At 73.0% G+C, this 14,329-nt stretch carries 16 protein-coding genes; 9 read left to right on the top strand and 7 right to left on the bottom strand.

Annotated elements, in window-relative coordinates; translation table 11 throughout:
• Positions 1-664 (top strand): DUF998 domain-containing protein (locus ACTWPW_RS59590; RefSeq protein ID WP_443174307.1); only part of this gene is annotated, 664 nt, incomplete at its 5' end.
• A 360-nt stretch (positions 665-1,024) separates the two neighbouring features.
• On the opposite strand, the gene ACTWPW_RS59585 is transcribed toward ACTWPW_RS59590, so the two are convergent.
• Positions 1,025-1,219, bottom strand: a complete 195-nt coding sequence (locus tag ACTWPW_RS59585; RefSeq protein ID WP_443174306.1) for a hypothetical protein — start codon at positions 1,217-1,219, stop codon at positions 1,025-1,027.
• A gap of 229 nt (positions 1,220-1,448) precedes the next feature.
• On the opposite strand from ACTWPW_RS59585, the gene ACTWPW_RS59580 reads away from it, so the two are divergent.
• The gene (locus tag ACTWPW_RS59580; protein ID WP_443174305.1) at positions 1,449-2,465 is read left to right on the top strand and encodes an MBL fold metallo-hydrolase; all 1,017 of its coding nucleotides are present in this window, start codon (positions 1,449-1,451) and stop codon (positions 2,463-2,465) included.
• A gap of 132 nt (positions 2,466-2,597) precedes the next feature.
• Positions 2,598-3,311: a GNAT family N-acetyltransferase gene (locus ACTWPW_RS59575; protein ID WP_375113848.1), complete on the top strand. Its 714-nt coding sequence runs from the start codon at positions 2,598-2,600 to the stop codon at positions 3,309-3,311.
• Positions 3,312-3,426: 115 nt separating this feature from the next.
• Here ACTWPW_RS59575 and ACTWPW_RS59570 read toward each other — a convergent pair whose 3' ends face one another.
• The gene (locus ACTWPW_RS59570; RefSeq protein WP_443174304.1) at positions 3,427-4,383 is read right to left on the bottom strand and encodes an NAD(P)/FAD-dependent oxidoreductase; all 957 of its coding nucleotides are present in this window, start codon (positions 4,381-4,383) and stop codon (positions 3,427-3,429) included.
• A 52-nt stretch (positions 4,384-4,435) separates the two neighbouring features.
• Here ACTWPW_RS59570 and ACTWPW_RS59565 point away from each other — a divergent pair, with 52 nt between their 5' ends.
• Entirely contained in the window at positions 4,436-4,864 is a 429-nt protein-coding gene (locus tag ACTWPW_RS59565; protein WP_375113850.1) for a MerR family transcriptional regulator, read from the top strand.
• A 96-nt stretch (positions 4,865-4,960) separates the two neighbouring features.
• On the opposite strand, the gene ACTWPW_RS59560 is transcribed toward ACTWPW_RS59565, so the two are convergent.
• Positions 4,961-6,043 carry a GNAT family N-acetyltransferase gene (locus ACTWPW_RS59560; protein ID WP_375113851.1) on the bottom strand — a complete coding sequence of 361 codons (1,083 nt, stop codon included), beginning with the start codon at positions 6,041-6,043 and terminating at the stop codon, positions 4,961-4,963.
• On the bottom strand, positions 6,040-6,708 hold the full coding sequence (locus ACTWPW_RS59555; protein WP_375113852.1) for a class I SAM-dependent methyltransferase: 669 nt from the start codon (positions 6,706-6,708) through the stop codon (positions 6,040-6,042). Before ACTWPW_RS59555 ends, ACTWPW_RS59560 begins: the two co-directional genes overlap by 4 nt.
• A gap of 250 nt (positions 6,709-6,958) precedes the next feature.
• On the opposite strand from ACTWPW_RS59555, the gene ACTWPW_RS59550 reads away from it, so the two are divergent.
• Together ACTWPW_RS59550 and ACTWPW_RS59545 are read left to right on the top strand one after the other, a co-directional pair.
• A complete protein-coding gene (locus tag ACTWPW_RS59550) occupies positions 6,959-7,321 on the top strand; it encodes a BlaI/MecI/CopY family transcriptional regulator (protein WP_375113853.1) in 363 nt (120 codons plus the stop codon).
• Positions 7,318-8,217: a M56 family metallopeptidase gene (locus ACTWPW_RS59545; protein ID WP_443174303.1), complete on the top strand. Its 900-nt coding sequence runs from the start codon at positions 7,318-7,320 to the stop codon at positions 8,215-8,217. The genes ACTWPW_RS59550 and ACTWPW_RS59545 overlap by 4 nt, the downstream gene beginning before the upstream one ends.
• An 18-nt stretch (positions 8,218-8,235) precedes the next feature.
• Here ACTWPW_RS59545 and ACTWPW_RS59540 read toward each other — a convergent pair whose 3' ends face one another.
• Together ACTWPW_RS59540 and ACTWPW_RS59535 are read right to left on the bottom strand one after the other, a co-directional pair.
• Positions 8,236-9,393, bottom strand: coding sequence for a cytochrome P450 family protein (locus ACTWPW_RS59540; protein WP_443174302.1), 1,158 nt, complete (start codon positions 9,391-9,393; stop codon positions 8,236-8,238).
• A 31-nt stretch (positions 9,394-9,424) separates the two neighbouring features.
• On the bottom strand, positions 9,425-10,057 hold the full coding sequence (locus ACTWPW_RS59535) for a TetR/AcrR family transcriptional regulator (protein WP_443174301.1): 633 nt from the start codon (positions 10,055-10,057) through the stop codon (positions 9,425-9,427).
• Positions 10,058-10,133: 76 nt separating this feature from the next.
• On the opposite strand from ACTWPW_RS59535, the gene ACTWPW_RS59530 reads away from it, so the two are divergent.
• Both ACTWPW_RS59530 and ACTWPW_RS59525 read left to right on the top strand, forming a co-directional pair.
• Positions 10,134-11,408 (top strand): FG-GAP repeat domain-containing protein, encoded by a 1,275-nt coding sequence (locus ACTWPW_RS59530; protein ID WP_443174300.1) that lies wholly within the window; start codon positions 10,134-10,136, stop codon positions 11,406-11,408.
• An 85-nt stretch (positions 11,409-11,493) separates the two neighbouring features.
• A complete protein-coding gene (locus ACTWPW_RS59525; RefSeq protein ID WP_443174299.1) occupies positions 11,494-12,438 on the top strand; it encodes a phage baseplate protein in 945 nt (314 codons plus the stop codon).
• Between the two features lie 7 nt (positions 12,439-12,445).
• Here ACTWPW_RS59525 and ACTWPW_RS59520 read toward each other — a convergent pair whose 3' ends face one another.
• Positions 12,446-13,747: a hypothetical protein gene (locus ACTWPW_RS59520; protein ID WP_443174298.1), complete on the bottom strand. Its 1,302-nt coding sequence runs from the start codon at positions 13,745-13,747 to the stop codon at positions 12,446-12,448.
• A 175-nt stretch (positions 13,748-13,922) separates the two neighbouring features.
• Between ACTWPW_RS59520 and ACTWPW_RS59515 the strand changes: the two genes are divergently transcribed.
• A partial coding sequence (locus ACTWPW_RS59515; RefSeq protein ID WP_443174297.1) for a ThuA domain-containing protein occupies positions 13,923-14,329 on the top strand: 407 nt, incomplete at its 3' end.

Here is a 14,329-nt window from a genome sequence, read left to right as displayed (position 1 = left end):
CCTCGCCACCACCACGGTCGCCGAGCCCACCAGGGCGCTGCTGATCTCCGGAATCGTCGCCGGCCCGCTCTACATCGTCGTGGTCCTGCTGCAGATGCTCACCAGGGACGGGTACGACATCAGCCGGCACCCGGCCAGCATGCTGAGCAACGGCGCGCAGGGCTGGATCCAGATCGCCAACTTCATGGCCACCGGCCTGCTGTTCGTGGCGTGCGCGATCGGGCTGCGCCAGGTGCTCCGCCGGACGGCCGGGCCGGGGCGTACGTGGGGGCCGCTGCTGATCGGCGTCCTCGGCGCGGGGATGGTCGCCGCGGCGTTCTTCTCCGCCGACCCCTCCGACGGTTTCCCGCCGGGGACCCCCGCCGGGCCGCCGACGACCGTGAGCGTGAGCGGGATGATGCACTTCCTCGTCGCCGGAATCGCCTTCCTCGCGCTGATCGCCGCGTGCTTCGTGTTCGCCCGGAGGTTCGCCGCGGCCGGCAACCGGAGTTGGGCGACCTTCAGCACGGTTACGGGGGCGCTCTTCCTGGCGGGCTGGGTCTCGGTGTTCGCGTTGCAGGGTTCCCGGGCGGCCAACATCGCCTTCGCCGTCGCGATCGCGCTCGTCCTGATCTGGACGTCGCTGCTGGCCGCACGCCTGCTCACCCGGCCGGACGGGGACTGAGGGCCTCCCGTTCGCACCCACGCCTCCTCCCCCAGGCCGGCGACGGCGTCCACCGCCGGCCTGCCGATGAGGGCGGCGGCGCGGGCGGGCGCCTCCTCAGGGAACCACCCGACGAGGTACGCGGCCTGCGTCCTGACCGGGGGGTCCGCATCGGACAGCAGCCCGCTGGGGGCGCTGTCCACCCCGGCCGGGAGACGCCCTTCCTCGTAGCCGAGGGCCAGGGAGGCGAGCAGGGCCAGGATGGTTCTCGGGGCCGGGGGTGGACTGGCGGGCGGCCAGACGGGCCAGGAACGGCACCGCGTGCGGAGCCGGCCGCGTGCTACGCCCTGCGGGCACGAGCCCCAGGCGCCGCCACCGCGGTCATCGGGGCTCTCCCTTGGCGGCGAGTTGATCTCCGACGTACAGCAGGGCGTGGACGAGCGCGGGGATCTGGTCGGCGATGAGCTCCACCATCGCATTGGGGGTGTCGCTTCGGTCGGTGTACGTACTGCGAGCGGCGGCGAGTGCGTTGAGCGCTTCCTGCTTGTGATCCACAGGTCCGGGACTGTCGCTCATGATCATCTCTCTCTGCATGGGGAGAGTTGCGTGATCATCCTACCAAGGCGATCTATGGAAGTGACTGTGACCATGACGTGATACCGCCTGCCGTAGCGACACCTGCCGGACCGAGGCGGGACGTGCCCGGCGGGGACGGCCGACCGGCCGGCCGGAACACGCCCGTCCTGACCTGGATCGATATGGATTCCCGTATCGGCTCGTGAGCGATACCAATATTGGACACCACATGATCGGCTCTGCTCTGCTGGGCGGGATCGACGTCCACCGCCGCGCAGTGAAAGCAGGTATCGCCCGCATGTCCTTCGAGTTGTCCGTCCCGTCCCGCCGTGCGCTGCTGGCGGCCGCGACGCTCCTGCCGCTGGCCGGGCGCGCGGCGGAGGCGTCGGCCGCCGAGCCCGAGGCGGCACGCGACCACTACGCCCGCGCGGCCCGGCTGGCCGGCGACGATCCGGTGTCGCGGGCCCTCGTCAGGGCCCTCACCCCGGGCAGCCAGGCGCCGTCCGTGCAGGCTCCGAAGCCGCTGCGGATCTTCGACAACGTGGCGGTGCTGAGCACCGGCTTCGTCTCGGCCACGGCGGTCCTCACGTCCGCCGGCGTGATCCTCATCGACGCGCTGAGCTCGCCGGACGAGGCCAGGAAGGTCATCGTCCCGGGGCTGCGTTCCGTGGGAGTGGACCCTTCGACGATCAAGTACGTGGTCGCCGCCCACGGTCACAGCGACCACTTCGGCGGCGCACAATACCTCGCCGACCGGTACGGCGCCCGCGTCATGATGGCCCGGGCCGACTGGGACCTCGTCGCCGCCGGCTCCCCGGCCCACGCCCCCGACCGGGACCTGGAGATCGCCGACGGCGGGCGGCTGACGCTCGGCGACACGACGGTCACCCTCCACCACACGCCCGGTCACACCCCGGGCACCGTCTCGCCGATCTTCCCCGTGCGCTGGAAGGGCCGGCGGCACACCGCGATGTTGTGGGGCGGCACGAACCCGCCCACGGCTACCGCGGACAAGCGGACCTATCTCTCCTCCGTGCTCTCGTTCGCCGCCCGGATGAGGCGGGCGGGCGTGGACGTCGAGCTCAACAACCACGGGCAGAGCGACCACGGCCTGGCCCGGATGGAGGAGTTGCGCGGGGGGTCCGGCGGGAACCCGTTCGTCATCGGGCGTGACCGGGCGCAGCGCTTCATGCGGGTCATGGAGGCGATGTTGCGCGGCCACATCGCCTCGGACCAGGGGCGGTAGGCCGGCGCCACGAAACGCCGGCCGCGGCAAACCAGTTGTCGCCGGATCCGCCGGGGACCTAACTTGTGCTGATCGACGTCTCGGGGAGGATCTCGCGTGCTGGCAGCCGACGTACATGCCTATCTCAGGTCAATGGCAGGGCCGCAGGCCCGGCGGACCGGGCCGTTCCTGGCCCGCATCGACGAGCATGACGACGCGCTCCCGTTCAACTACGCCATCCCCGACGACGACAGCGCGCCCACCTCTGACGAGGTCGCCGGGCTGGTCGCGCTGTTCCGCGAGCGGGGCCGGACGCCGCGGCTGGAATACGTGCCAGCCGCCGCGCCCAAGGTGGAGGACGCGCTGCTCGCGGCCGGGTTCACGCCCGAGGCCCGCTACCCGCTGCTGGTGTGCTCGCCGGACGAGGTGGCGGATGCGGACGGGCCGGGGGCGGTACGGGTCGAGCTCGTACGTGACGAGCCGCGGCTCCGGCAGGTCGCCGTGGTGATGAACGAGGCGTTCGAGGCCCCGGAGGCGAACGACCACGACGTCGCGCGCCTCCGGGGGGTCCTGGACGGCGGTGGGCTCGTGGCCGCCGCCGTGGACGCGGAGACCGGTGAGGTCGTCGGCGGCGGTCAGGTCGGGAGCCCGCATCAGGGCGTCGCCGAGGTCGCCGGCATCGCGGTGCGCAAGCCGTACCGGCGCCGGGGGATCGGGCGGGCGGTCACGGCGGCGCTGACGCGTGCGGCGGCGGGCCCCGAGGTCGCGACGCTCTACCTCACGCCCGCCGACGACGCCGCCGCCCAGGTCTATGCCCGCGTCGGCTACCGCAAGGTGGGCGAGGCGCTGTTCATCTCGCTCCGCTGAGCACCGTCCGAGCGCCCTCGCTCCGCTGAGCACCATCCGAGGGTCCTGCCTCCGCTGAGCACCACGTTGCCCGCCTTCGGTGGCGCCGTCCGGGTGAGTTCGGCGGGCATGAGGCTCACCCCCTCTTCCGCGCGAACGGGTCGGGCAGGTCGAAGTCGGCGCTGAGCAGGTCCTGGTCGAGGACCGCGCCGGCGACGGTGCCGCTCGCGGCGGCACTGACCACGGCGGCCAGCGGCACCGGTACGGTGGCCCGCCGCGCCATGTCGCCCGCCGCGTACACGCCGGGCACGCTGGTCCGGCCGAACTCGTCCACCTCCACGCACCCGTCGGGGAAGGACGCGCAGCCGAGGAGGGCGGCCAGCCCGGACCGCTGGCGGGGCACGTTGACGACGAACACCGCCGCCCTGGCCAGCGGCGGGCCGCTCTCGAACACGATCTGGTCGAGCCGGTCGCCCGTCGCCTCCAGGCGGGCGACGGCCTCGCAGCGCACGGTGACCCCCGCGGCCTCCAGCCTGGCCCTCGCGGTGGCGTCGAGCGGCGCGCCTTCGGTGCACAGGGCGACGTCGCCGGCGAAGCGGCTGAGTTGCAGCGCCAGCCGTACGCGGGCCGGGTCCGCGCCGATCACCGCGACCGGCTCGCCGCTACACTCGTAGCCGTGACAGTACGGGCAGTGGAAGGCGGAGCGGCCCCACAGCGCCTCGACGCCGCGCGGGCCGGGGAGCTCGTCGGCCAGCCCGGTGGCCAGCAGGAGCCGCCGCGCGTCCACCGTCCCCCCGCCCGCCTGCTCCAGCCGGAACACGCCGCCGCCCACGACGCGGACGCCGGCGACCGCTTCCTCCCGGATCACGACCGACGGGTAGGCGGCCAGTTCCTTGCGGCCGAGCTCGCGCAGTTCGCCGGGGGGTGTGCCGTCGCGGGTCAGGAAGTTGTGCACCGCCTCGGCCGGCGCGTTGCGGCCGGGCCCGGCGTCGGTCAGGAGGACCGGGCGGTGGGCGCGGCCCAGGGTGAGCGCGGCGGCCATGCCGGCCGGGCCGCCGCCGACTATCGCGACGTCGTACATGCCTGCGTGCATGTCAGGCCTCCGTTCGGTTGACGTGGAAGCAAGTCTGCAAGTTAATGTCAACATGAGGTCAAGCGAATCGATGCGGATCGGGGAGCTCGCCGAGCGCTTCGATCTCGCCCCGCACGTCCTGCGCCACTGGGAGGCGATGGGCCTGCTGACGCCGGCCGCCCGCGTGAACGGGCGCCGCCGCTACACCCGTGACCACGTCGTGCGCGTTCTGACGATCATCCGGGCCAAGGCGGGCGGGATGAGCCTGGACCAGATCCGGGAGGTGCTCGACGCCACCGGCCGGGCCGAGCGCCGGGCGCTCCTCCAGGCGCAGCACGCCGAGCTGGAACGCAAGCTTCAGGAGATCGCGGCGTCGAAGCGGCTGATCGAGCACCTCATGGAGTGCGGCGCGGAGGACTTCACCCAGTGCCCCGACTACCGGCGCATGGTCGAGAGCGCCACCGCGCCGCACGACCAGCCCGGGGACACGTGCGTGATCTGACCGGCACCGGCTCCCACCCCGGCCTTCCGCCGGAGGGGAGGCTCGGCCTTCCGCCGGAGGGGAGGCTCGGGTCAGCTGCCGGAGGGCAGGCTCGGGTCAGCTGCCGCGCAGGCCCGTGCGCAGCCGGCCGTAGGCCTTGAGCACCCGGTCCGCGGGCCGGAGCAGGCGCGGGCTGCTCAGCACGGTGTTGCGCAGGCCCCGGATCGGGGTCCGGCGCACCCAGTGCAGGCCCGCCGACACGGTCGGCCGGGCGAGCCGCCCCTCGGCGACCTCGAACTCGCCGTTCTTGAGCTTGTCCTTGTACTCCTTGTCGCCCCGGCCCATGTCCACGACGAGAATCCCGGCGCGCGCCGCCTCCCTCGCCATGGCGAGATGCTGGATGAGACCGGGCGAGTAGCGGGCGAAGGCGAGGTCGTAGGCGGGGAACCAGCCGGCCAGCACGGTGTCGCTGCGCAGGCCGAAATGGCCGGCGACGGGCCGGTCGCCGGCGTAGAGCATGTCGAGCACACCCGCGAAGCCCGGGGTGTCGACGCGGAGCAGGTCGTGGACCAGGCGGGTGATCCACGGTTGCGCGAAGCGGTCGGTGCGGCCGGTGCGCTGGTATTGCCGGCTCTTCCAGTCGAGCAGCGTGCCCAGGACGGCCGGGTCGGCGACGCCGAAGTCGTGCCGCACCTCGCCGGCGTCGCGCCCCAGCTTTCGCTCCTTGTAGGCGGTGGACCGGTAGGTCTTGCCGGAGGTCCGGGTGAGGTGGGCCAGGTAGGCGTCGTATCCGCCGCGCAGGTCGATGATCGGCGAGGGGTGGCGGCTGGCGTGGTGGGCGGGGAACTGGTCGGGCCGCAGGTGGTCGAACTCCCACACGCTCAGGCCGCACGCGCTGAGCAGGCGGGCCGGTTCGAGCTCGACGCCGGGGGCCAGGATTGCGCCCTGCGCGTCGGTCAGGCCCGCGCCGACGGGCTTGCCGGTGCCGAACCGGTGGCGCTCGAACGGGAAGAAGCCCACGATCCGGCCGCCGTCCTCGATCACGGCGATCCGTACGTACGGCCGCTGCCGCGCGACCGCGACCGTGAACTCCGGGCACAGGAACGGGTTGACCAGCCCGGGCCCCGCTCCCAGCAGGGCCCGCCAGGCGTCCAGCTCGCCGGCCCCGAGGTCGGAGGCGGCGACGACGGTGATCCTCATCGGTCGCCCACCGCGTCGCGTGGGCGGGAGGCCCGCCCGGTGCGTTCGTACAGGGAGATCGCGTACGAGCGGTCGGCGTGCGGCATGACGCGCTCCCCGATCGGCCGCAGCGGCGCGGCCAGGGAGAAGTGGCGGTGCAGCCGCCTGGACTCGGGCCACGGATGGGAGGCCACCAGCACGCCGCCGGGGCTCAGCAGGCCGCTCAGCCGGTGCGACACCTGGCGCAGGATGCGGCCGTTGCCCACGTAGTAGAGCATCTCGGTGCAGATCACCAGGTCGAACTGCCCGGTGGGCGCCTGGTGGCGGATGTCCAGGCATTCGAAGCGGGCCGGCGAGGAGGCCCGGACGGTCGCGCTGCGCACGGCCTGGGAGGAGACGTCCACGCCGACCGTCTCCGCGCCCGGATGGGACAGGGCCACGAGATCGGTGAAGAAGCCCTCGCTGCAGCCGACGTCGAGGATGCGGCCGTAGTCGCGCCGGGGCAGGCACGAGAGCAGCGCGGCGTGCCGGTCTTTCTCATAGGTGTCGCTGGTGTAGTGCCACGGGTCCTGTTTGCGGTGCCACCAGTCGAAGTAGCGGCGCACCGAGGCCTGCGCGCTCGCGGTGGGAAGACGGGACAGCAGGCCGAAGAATGCGCGATGGAGGGCGTCGCCCGCCTTGGCCATGTCGCTCCTTGGGATCGCATCCGGGCCGACGGCGGGCGCGGGGGCAGGACTGACGCGCCTGACGCGGCCGGAACGGGGGCATGAACCACAAGCTACTACACGTGTAATAGTTATGCGCGCCCGCCGATCGCGTCCCCTCTCCGTTCTATTACAGATGTCGTAAATTTGGCGGGTGCGATCCGAACCGCTTGGCAGAAGTGGCGTGGGTACGCGCTCGAACGCTCAGTACAGGATGATCGGGGTGCAGTCGATGTCGCGTCGGAAGCTGGGACAGCTGGAGGCCGAGGTGCTCGCCGTGCTGGCCGGCGCCGAAGGGTTCCTCTCACCGGCCGACATCTGTGACCGGCTGGAGGGCGATCCGGCCTACACCACGGTGAACACGATCCTGTTCCGGCTGCTGGACAAGAACATGGTGGACCGCGAGAAGCGGGGGCGGGCCTACGGCTACCGGCTGACCGCCGACGAATCGGGGCTGGCGGCGGAGCGCATGTTCGGCCACCTGCGCCTGGCGCACAACCCGTCGGCGGTGCTCAGCCAGTTCGTCCACGGCCTGAGCCCCATGGAGGAGGAAGCCCTGCGCGCGCTGCTCGACGAGCCGGGGAGCCGGCCGTGAACCTGACGACGTACGCGCCCACGGTGCTGCTGGCCCTCGGCACCCTCGTCGTGGCCTGGCGGCAGCCGCGCATGCACCCCGCCTGGACGGCCCGGATCCTGCTCCTGCTCACCGGCGCCTCCGCGCTGGCCGTGCTGGGGTCGCTGGCCTTCCTCGTCGTGCTGGCGATCAGCACGCAGTCGCCGGCCCAGGCCACCCTGGCCGGTCGCGCCCTGGCCGATCACGGCCGGGTCCCCCTTCCCGTGGGGGTGTCCGCCGCCGCCCTCCTGGTGCTCATCGCCGTGGCGGTGGGGCGTACGGTGCTGAAGTGGCGCGCCGAGTTCCGCGACGCCAGGGCTCTCGGCACGGGCGTCGTCCCCGGCGAGCGGCCCTTCGCCCTGGCCGTGCCGGGCCGCGACGGCGGGGTGGTGCTCTCCCGGGGGCTGGTCGAGCTGCTGTCCCGGCGCGAGCTCGAGGTCGTCCTCCGGCACGAGGCCGCCCACATCCGGCGCCGGCACCATCTCTACCTGATGGCCGGCTCGGCCTGCACCCGCGTCTTCCCCGGCCTCGCGTATCCGTACCGGGCGCTGCGCTACGCCCTGGAGCGCTGGGCCGACGAGGACGCCGCCCGCGCGGTGGGCGATCGGGTGCTGACCGCCCGCACGATCGCCCGGGTGGCGCTGGCGCAGGCGAACGACTCCCGGGGGCCCACCCTGGCCGGCCCGCACCGCACCCGCCGGGGGCTCGCCCTGGCCGGATCGCACGTCACCCGGCGGGTCCAGGCACTGCTGGAGCAGACGCCCCCGGACTCCCGTTTCACCGGGCCGGTCCTGCTCGGGGGCGCGTGGATGGCCACCGGCGGCGCCATCTCCCCCACCCTCACCCATCACGTCAGCCTGATGCTCCTCCTCGTGTGAGCGCGCCGGTCGGGCCGGTCAGGTGCGGACGGGGAGGCTGGTGAGAGCTCGCTTGAAACCCGGCTGCCAGCCGATCTCGCCGGCGGGCACGGCCAGCTCCAGGGCCGGGAACCGGTCGAGGAGGGCGGTGAGCGCGATCTGCGTCTCGGCGCGGGCCAGCGCCGCCCCCAGGCAGTAGTGGATGCCGTGCCCGAACCCGAGATGGCCGTTGTCCTGGCGGCGGAGGTCGAGCCGGTCGGGCCGGTCGAAGCGGCGCGGGTCCCGGTTGGCCGCCGCGTACACCACCTGCACCGCCTCCCCCTCCGGGATGGTCACGCCGCCGATCTCCACGGGCTCCAGGGTGTAGCGCATGACGGCGATCTCGGCGGGCCCGCCGTAGCGCAGGAACTCCTCCACCGCCTCGGGGACGGCCCCGAGTTCGAGGGAGCGGGTGAGCAGCAGCCAGGCGCTCTGGCTGATGAGCCCGACCGTGGTCTCGTGGCCGGCGACCAGGATGCTGATGGACATGGAGATCAACTCCTCGTCGCTGAGCCGGTCGCCGTCGTCCTCCTGCACGCGTACCAGCCCGGACAGCAGGTCGCCGGCCGGGGCGGCCCTCTTGGCGGCGATCAGCCCGCGCATGTAGCCGACCAGCCCCCTGGCCCCGGACGCGATCCGGTCGAGGTCGGGAGCGCCGAGGTCGGCGGCCCAGGCCCGCCAGGTGTCGCGGTCCGCCGCCGGGACGCCGAGCAGCTCGCAGATGACCTGGATCGGCAGCGGGTACGCGAACCGCTCGATGAGGTCGAACTCCGCCGGCAGGCCGGACAGCAGTTCACCGGCGATCTCCTGGATCCGGGGGCGCAGGTGTTCGATCCTGCGGGCGGTGAACTCGCGTGACACGAGCCGGCGCAGCCGGGTGTGGTCCGGCGGGTCGTACACGCCCAGGGTGTGCATCAGGTATGGCGCCACGTCCTCCGGCAGCCCGGCGGCCGCGGCCAGGTCGATCTTGGCCTGTTTGGTGACGTCGCTGCTGAACCGGGGGTCGGTCAGCACCGTGACGCTCTCCGGATAGCCGGTCACCAGCCAGATGGGGGTGCCGTCCACGTACGTGCCCGGACGGACCGGGCCGTCCTCGGCCAGGCCGGTCAGGAACGCGTCCCGGTCGGTGGCGGTCAGCAGGCCGGTGATGCTGGTCATGGTCGCTCCAATGTGGGGAGGATCGGCGCCTTCACGGTGCGCCCCGCTCTTTCCTGACCGCGTCCCAGGCGGCGAGGGCCCGGTCGTCGGCGAACAGGCCACGCGTGAAGACCTCTATGGCGGCCCTGGAGTACTGCAACGTCGCGTCCGTGCCGTGCAGGTCGGCCACGCCCAGCACCCGGGACAGGTGCTCGCCGAAGGCCAGCGGGGCCAGCAGCCACGTCACGTAGATCGCCGCCCGGGCCCGCGGGTCCTCGCTGGGGTGCGCCCACCCCTCGCGCACGCCCTCCTCCAGCCACCGCCCGGTCACCTCGACGATCTCGTCGAACAGGGCGGCGGCCGCCGGCGTGCCGTCGAGGAACGCGCGCGCCAGGTAACGCCGCACGGAGGTGCCCGCGTCCAGCAGCGCCCCCAGCCCCGCCGCGTCGTCCAGCGCCTCCACCCCCGGGCCGCCGCGCACCAGCGAGATCACGTAGGCGTCGCACTCCTCGCGCAGCCCCTCCTTGGTGCCGAAATGGTGCAGCACGAGAGCATGGGACACGCCGGCCCGGGCGGCGACCGCCCGCAGGCTGACCCGGTTGACGCCCTCGGCGCCGAACAGCTCCAGGGCCGCGTTCCTGATCCGGGCCCGCGCCGTGAGGTCGTCGTTGTTTGCTGACCGCATGATCAGCATACTAACCAAATGGTCAGCCATCGGCAAGAACGGAGACCGTCGCGACGGCGCACTAAGCTCAAGGGCTGTGCTGCGAAGGGTGACGGCCTGGCTGGCGGTGGCGCTCCTGCCGCTCGCCGGATGCGGCGACGCGCCCCGATCCGCGCCCGCGTCCGGGTCCCCGTCCACGACGGTCTCCCCCGCCCTCACGAGCCCGGCACCGCGCCATGCCGAGGGCGGGCGAGCCGACGACATCGACGGCGACGGCCGCGCGGATCTGGTCGTCGAGGTCGGCGACCGGCGCGGGGACCGGCGCCACCTCGTGGCCGTCCACGGCTCGTCCCGGGGCCTGGGCCGGGGCGAACGCACGGTGATCCCGCCGGACACGTTCCTCTCCTGGCAGATCGACTCCGGCATCAGGGCCGACCTCGACGGCGACGGCTTCGGTGACGTGCTGGGATACGGCCGGCCGGGCGACCGCGACGAGCGGATGCGCCCGTACGTCATGTGGGGCGATCCGCGCGGCCTCGGGGCCGGGAGGCCGCCGACCCCGGTGCCGCTGCCCGCCGAGAGCGACGTGGCGACCTACCGGGCCGTCGCCGGTGACTTCGACGGCGACGGCGCCGCCGACGTGGCGATGTCCAGCCCGCCCGGCAGCGGCCGGACCGACACGAACCTGGCGGTCCTGTACGGCCCGTTCGGCCGCGACGGGAGCCCGAGCCGCCGGAGCGTCCAGCCGTCGCCGACCGGCGGGGAGTTCTGGCGGATGAGCGTGGACCGGATCGACGGGCGGCGCGCGACAGGGCTGATCGTGTACGAGGGCGACGACGGCGAGCAGACCGCCGGCTGGCTGCTCAGCGCCGGGCCCGGCGGCCTGGCGAAGACGGGCCGCCGGCTGAACCCGGGCATGTCCGCCGCGTTCGGCGACTTCGACGGCGACGGCACGCGGGACGTGGCCGTCGGCGACGACGGCAGCCGCAACAACGAGCCCGGCTACGAGACGGAGGAGCCCTCGGTCGACAGGACGCTGACCCTCTACTACGGGGACGGCCGCACGGAGGCGTTCAAGGGCACCGCGGGCCGGGCGGTCGCCGGCGACTTCGACGGCGACGGCCGCGACGACCTCGCCTTCGGCGGCTCCGCCAGTGCCCCGGCCCGCCCGGTCCGGCTGTTCTGGGGCGGCGCGGGCGGCCTGCGCGCCGGCGGCGCCGTCGGCGGGGTGGGCCTGGCCGTGCCGCTGACGTCGGGGGACTACGACGGCGACGGGGACGACGAGCTCGCCCTCACCGCGGGTGAGGACGGCCTCGAGGTCGTCGTGACGGACGGCCGGAAGGTGCTGACCCGGTTCGGTCTGTCCCCGTGAGCAGGGTCACGAACCGGCCGCTAGGGTGATTGATCATCAGATGCCGGCCGGCCGAACGGACGTGGAAATGACCTCTCATGCACCCGTGACCCGCAGGGGCCTGCTCAGGCTCGGCGCGGGAGCCGCCGCGACCGCCGCGCTCGCGGCCGCCGAGCCCGCCTCGGCCGCCGCGGCGGAGGGCCGGTTCGAGCTGACCGCCCCCTCGACCTCGCTGATCTGGAAGAAGGCCCTGTACGACGAAACCGTCCTGCAGTCGTTCGCCTTCGACAACGTCAACGGCCACATCTACACGGTCCAGGTCAAGAACGGCGCCGGCTCCGACGCGGCGGGTGACCTGTGCCTGACCAGGCTCAGCCTGAGCGGCGCGGTCCTCGGCCACATGTACCTCCTGGGCTTCGGCCACGGCGTCCAGATCGGGGTCGAGCCGGCGGGAACGTCGGCGTACCTGTGGACGGAGACCGACGGGGTGAGCGACGGCGAGACCTCTCGGGGCAGCAGGCTGGCCCGGTTCCGGTTCGTCAACGGCCAGACGCTCACGACCACGTCGTCGGCGCTCACGAAGTACACGCTGGTCTCCGGCGCCAACAACACCACGTGCGCGATCGACCCGTCGACCAACCGGCTGATCATGCGTTACCGGGGCGAAAGCACGTTCCGCTACGCGGTGTACTCGCTGGCGGCGGTCAAGGCGGGCACCCCGACGAAGCTGCACGACGTGGCCCAGCCGTCGGGCCTGGGCACCTTCCAGGGGTACGCGGCCTACGGGAACTTCGTCTACATGCTGACCGGCAACGCGTACGGCGAGACGAACCCGCCACCGGGCAACACCTACGTCACCTGCCTGGACCTGCGCACGGGAGAGCAGGTCCAGCGCGCGCGGAGCGTGGCCGGCAAGTCGCTGGACTACCGGGAGCCGGAGGGCATGGCGATCCAGATCGTCTCCGGCGCCCCGCGCCTGTGCCTCGGGCTGGCCTCGGGCGTGGAGAAGGCGCGCCTGGCCAGCATCTTCTACAAGACCGAACTCGTCTGACGGCGGGTCAGCGCAGGTTCCGTACCCGGATGCCGTGCGCGTCGGCGCGCTCGGCGCCGGCCGCGTCCACGTTGCTGATCGGGATCAGCCCGCGGACCTGCCCGCCGCGCCCCTCGTCCGTCATGCGGACGATCAGCAGGCCGGGATCGGTGCCGTGCGAGGAGTGCGGGTCGCCGGAGAGCGGGGTCGGGCCGCGCGTCGAGGCGAACACCCAGGCCCGGTCGGGAGACGAGGCGAACAGGTCCACCGTCGGGTCGGCGCTGTACGGCGACGTCAGCGGCACCGTGTTGACGCGGGCGCCGGTGCGGCCGTCGAAGACCTCGACCACGTTGGCGTCGCGGTCGCCCACCCAGACGTGGCGTTCGCGGGCGCTGACAGCGGTCCCGTGGGCGTCGCGCTCGGGTGTGTCGTCGTCGTAGAGCCGCTGCACGGAGGGCGTGTTCGGCGGGTTCGAGGCGGAGTAGCCGCTCCGCGGCAGCCGGAAGACGCTGAACTGGTCGAGATTGGCCGCGGTGCCGCCGCCCCCGTCGCCGAACACGGTGCCCTTCGCCTCGACGAAGCCGCAGCCGTTCGCGGGCACGTGGTCCTGGTCGTACTCCCCCACGACGGCCATCGGCGTGGCCCGCCAGTCCACGACGAACATGCCGCCGCCGCGCAGGCTCACGAAGACGGGGCCGTTGTCGGAGGCGATGAAGAGGCAGATCGGCGCGTTGTCGGGGCGAATGCCCGGTGCCTGGCAGGGCGCGCCGCTCGGGGTGGTGCAGCCCGCCAGGTCGAGCGTGGCCGCGGGCTCCTGGGTGAACGCGCCGGTCGCGTAGTCGGTGCGGATGCGCTCCAGCTTCTTGCCGTTCTGGTTGGCGATGACGAGGTACCGGTCGTCCTCGGTGGGCCACAGGGCGTGCGCCTGCCGGGCCCCGCCCGCGCCCACCTCGGTGGACAGGCAGGCCAGCGGGCGGCGGGCGGCGGCGTCGAAGATCACCACATGGCCGCTGGCGACGAAGGCGAGCGCCGCGTGGGTGTCGGCCTTGTTGAACACGATCATGTGCGGCCGGACCGGGTTGCGCCCGGTGCTCGCCAGGCACAGGGACGACGTGGCGCCCGCCAGGTCGATCACGGCGGCCGGGCGGGCGGCGGACAGCCGACTGGTGACGTCGCCGCCGCCGTAGACGTACACGGTGCCGCCGTGGGTGAGGCCGGCGGTGTCGGACTGGTCGACCAGCCAGATCTCGTAGGAGGGGTCACCGGGGGCCTCGGCCGCCCCCAGGACGAGCGTCATCAGTAGCGCGGCGATCGCGGCACGCCATCTCATGGCGCCTCCCGTCCCGTCTCGATCACGGATTCGAACGCAGTGTCTCCGCGATCTCCCTTCAGGGCAAGGGGCCCGCATGTCTTGACGTAGTCCGCCGGAGCGGCGACGGTCGAGAGCGAGTCCCGTACCCACAACCTCCGGTCACGGTTTCCTGTCAACCATGAGGTAGGCGGCGATGCTGCACAGACTCCTGACCCTGGCGCTCGTGGCGGCCGGTTTGACCGCTGTTCCCGTGGATCCGGCCTATCAGGTGCTGGTGTTCTCCAAGACCGCCGGGTTCCGGCACGACTCGATCCCGGCGGGCCTGCAGGCCATCCGCGACCTCGGCGCGGCCGGCGGCTTCACCGTCACCGCCACCGAGGACGCCACCGCCTTCACCAGCGCCAACCTGGCCGGCTATGAGGCCGTCGTCTTCCTCAACACCACCGGCGACGTGCTGGACGACACCCAGCAGGCCGCCTTCCAGAGCTACATCGACCAAGGCGGCGGCTACGTGGGCGTGCACGCCGCCGCCGACACCGAATACGACTGGCCCTACTACGGCGAGCTGGCCGGCGCCTACTTCAAGAACCACCCCGCCAT

Source organism: Nonomuraea sp. KM90 (assembly GCF_052246675.1).
Lineage (GTDB): Bacteria > Actinomycetota > Actinomycetes > Streptosporangiales > Streptosporangiaceae > Nonomuraea.
Note: the sequence above shows the minus strand (reverse complement) of the source record. Positions and strands in the feature narration are given on the sequence as shown.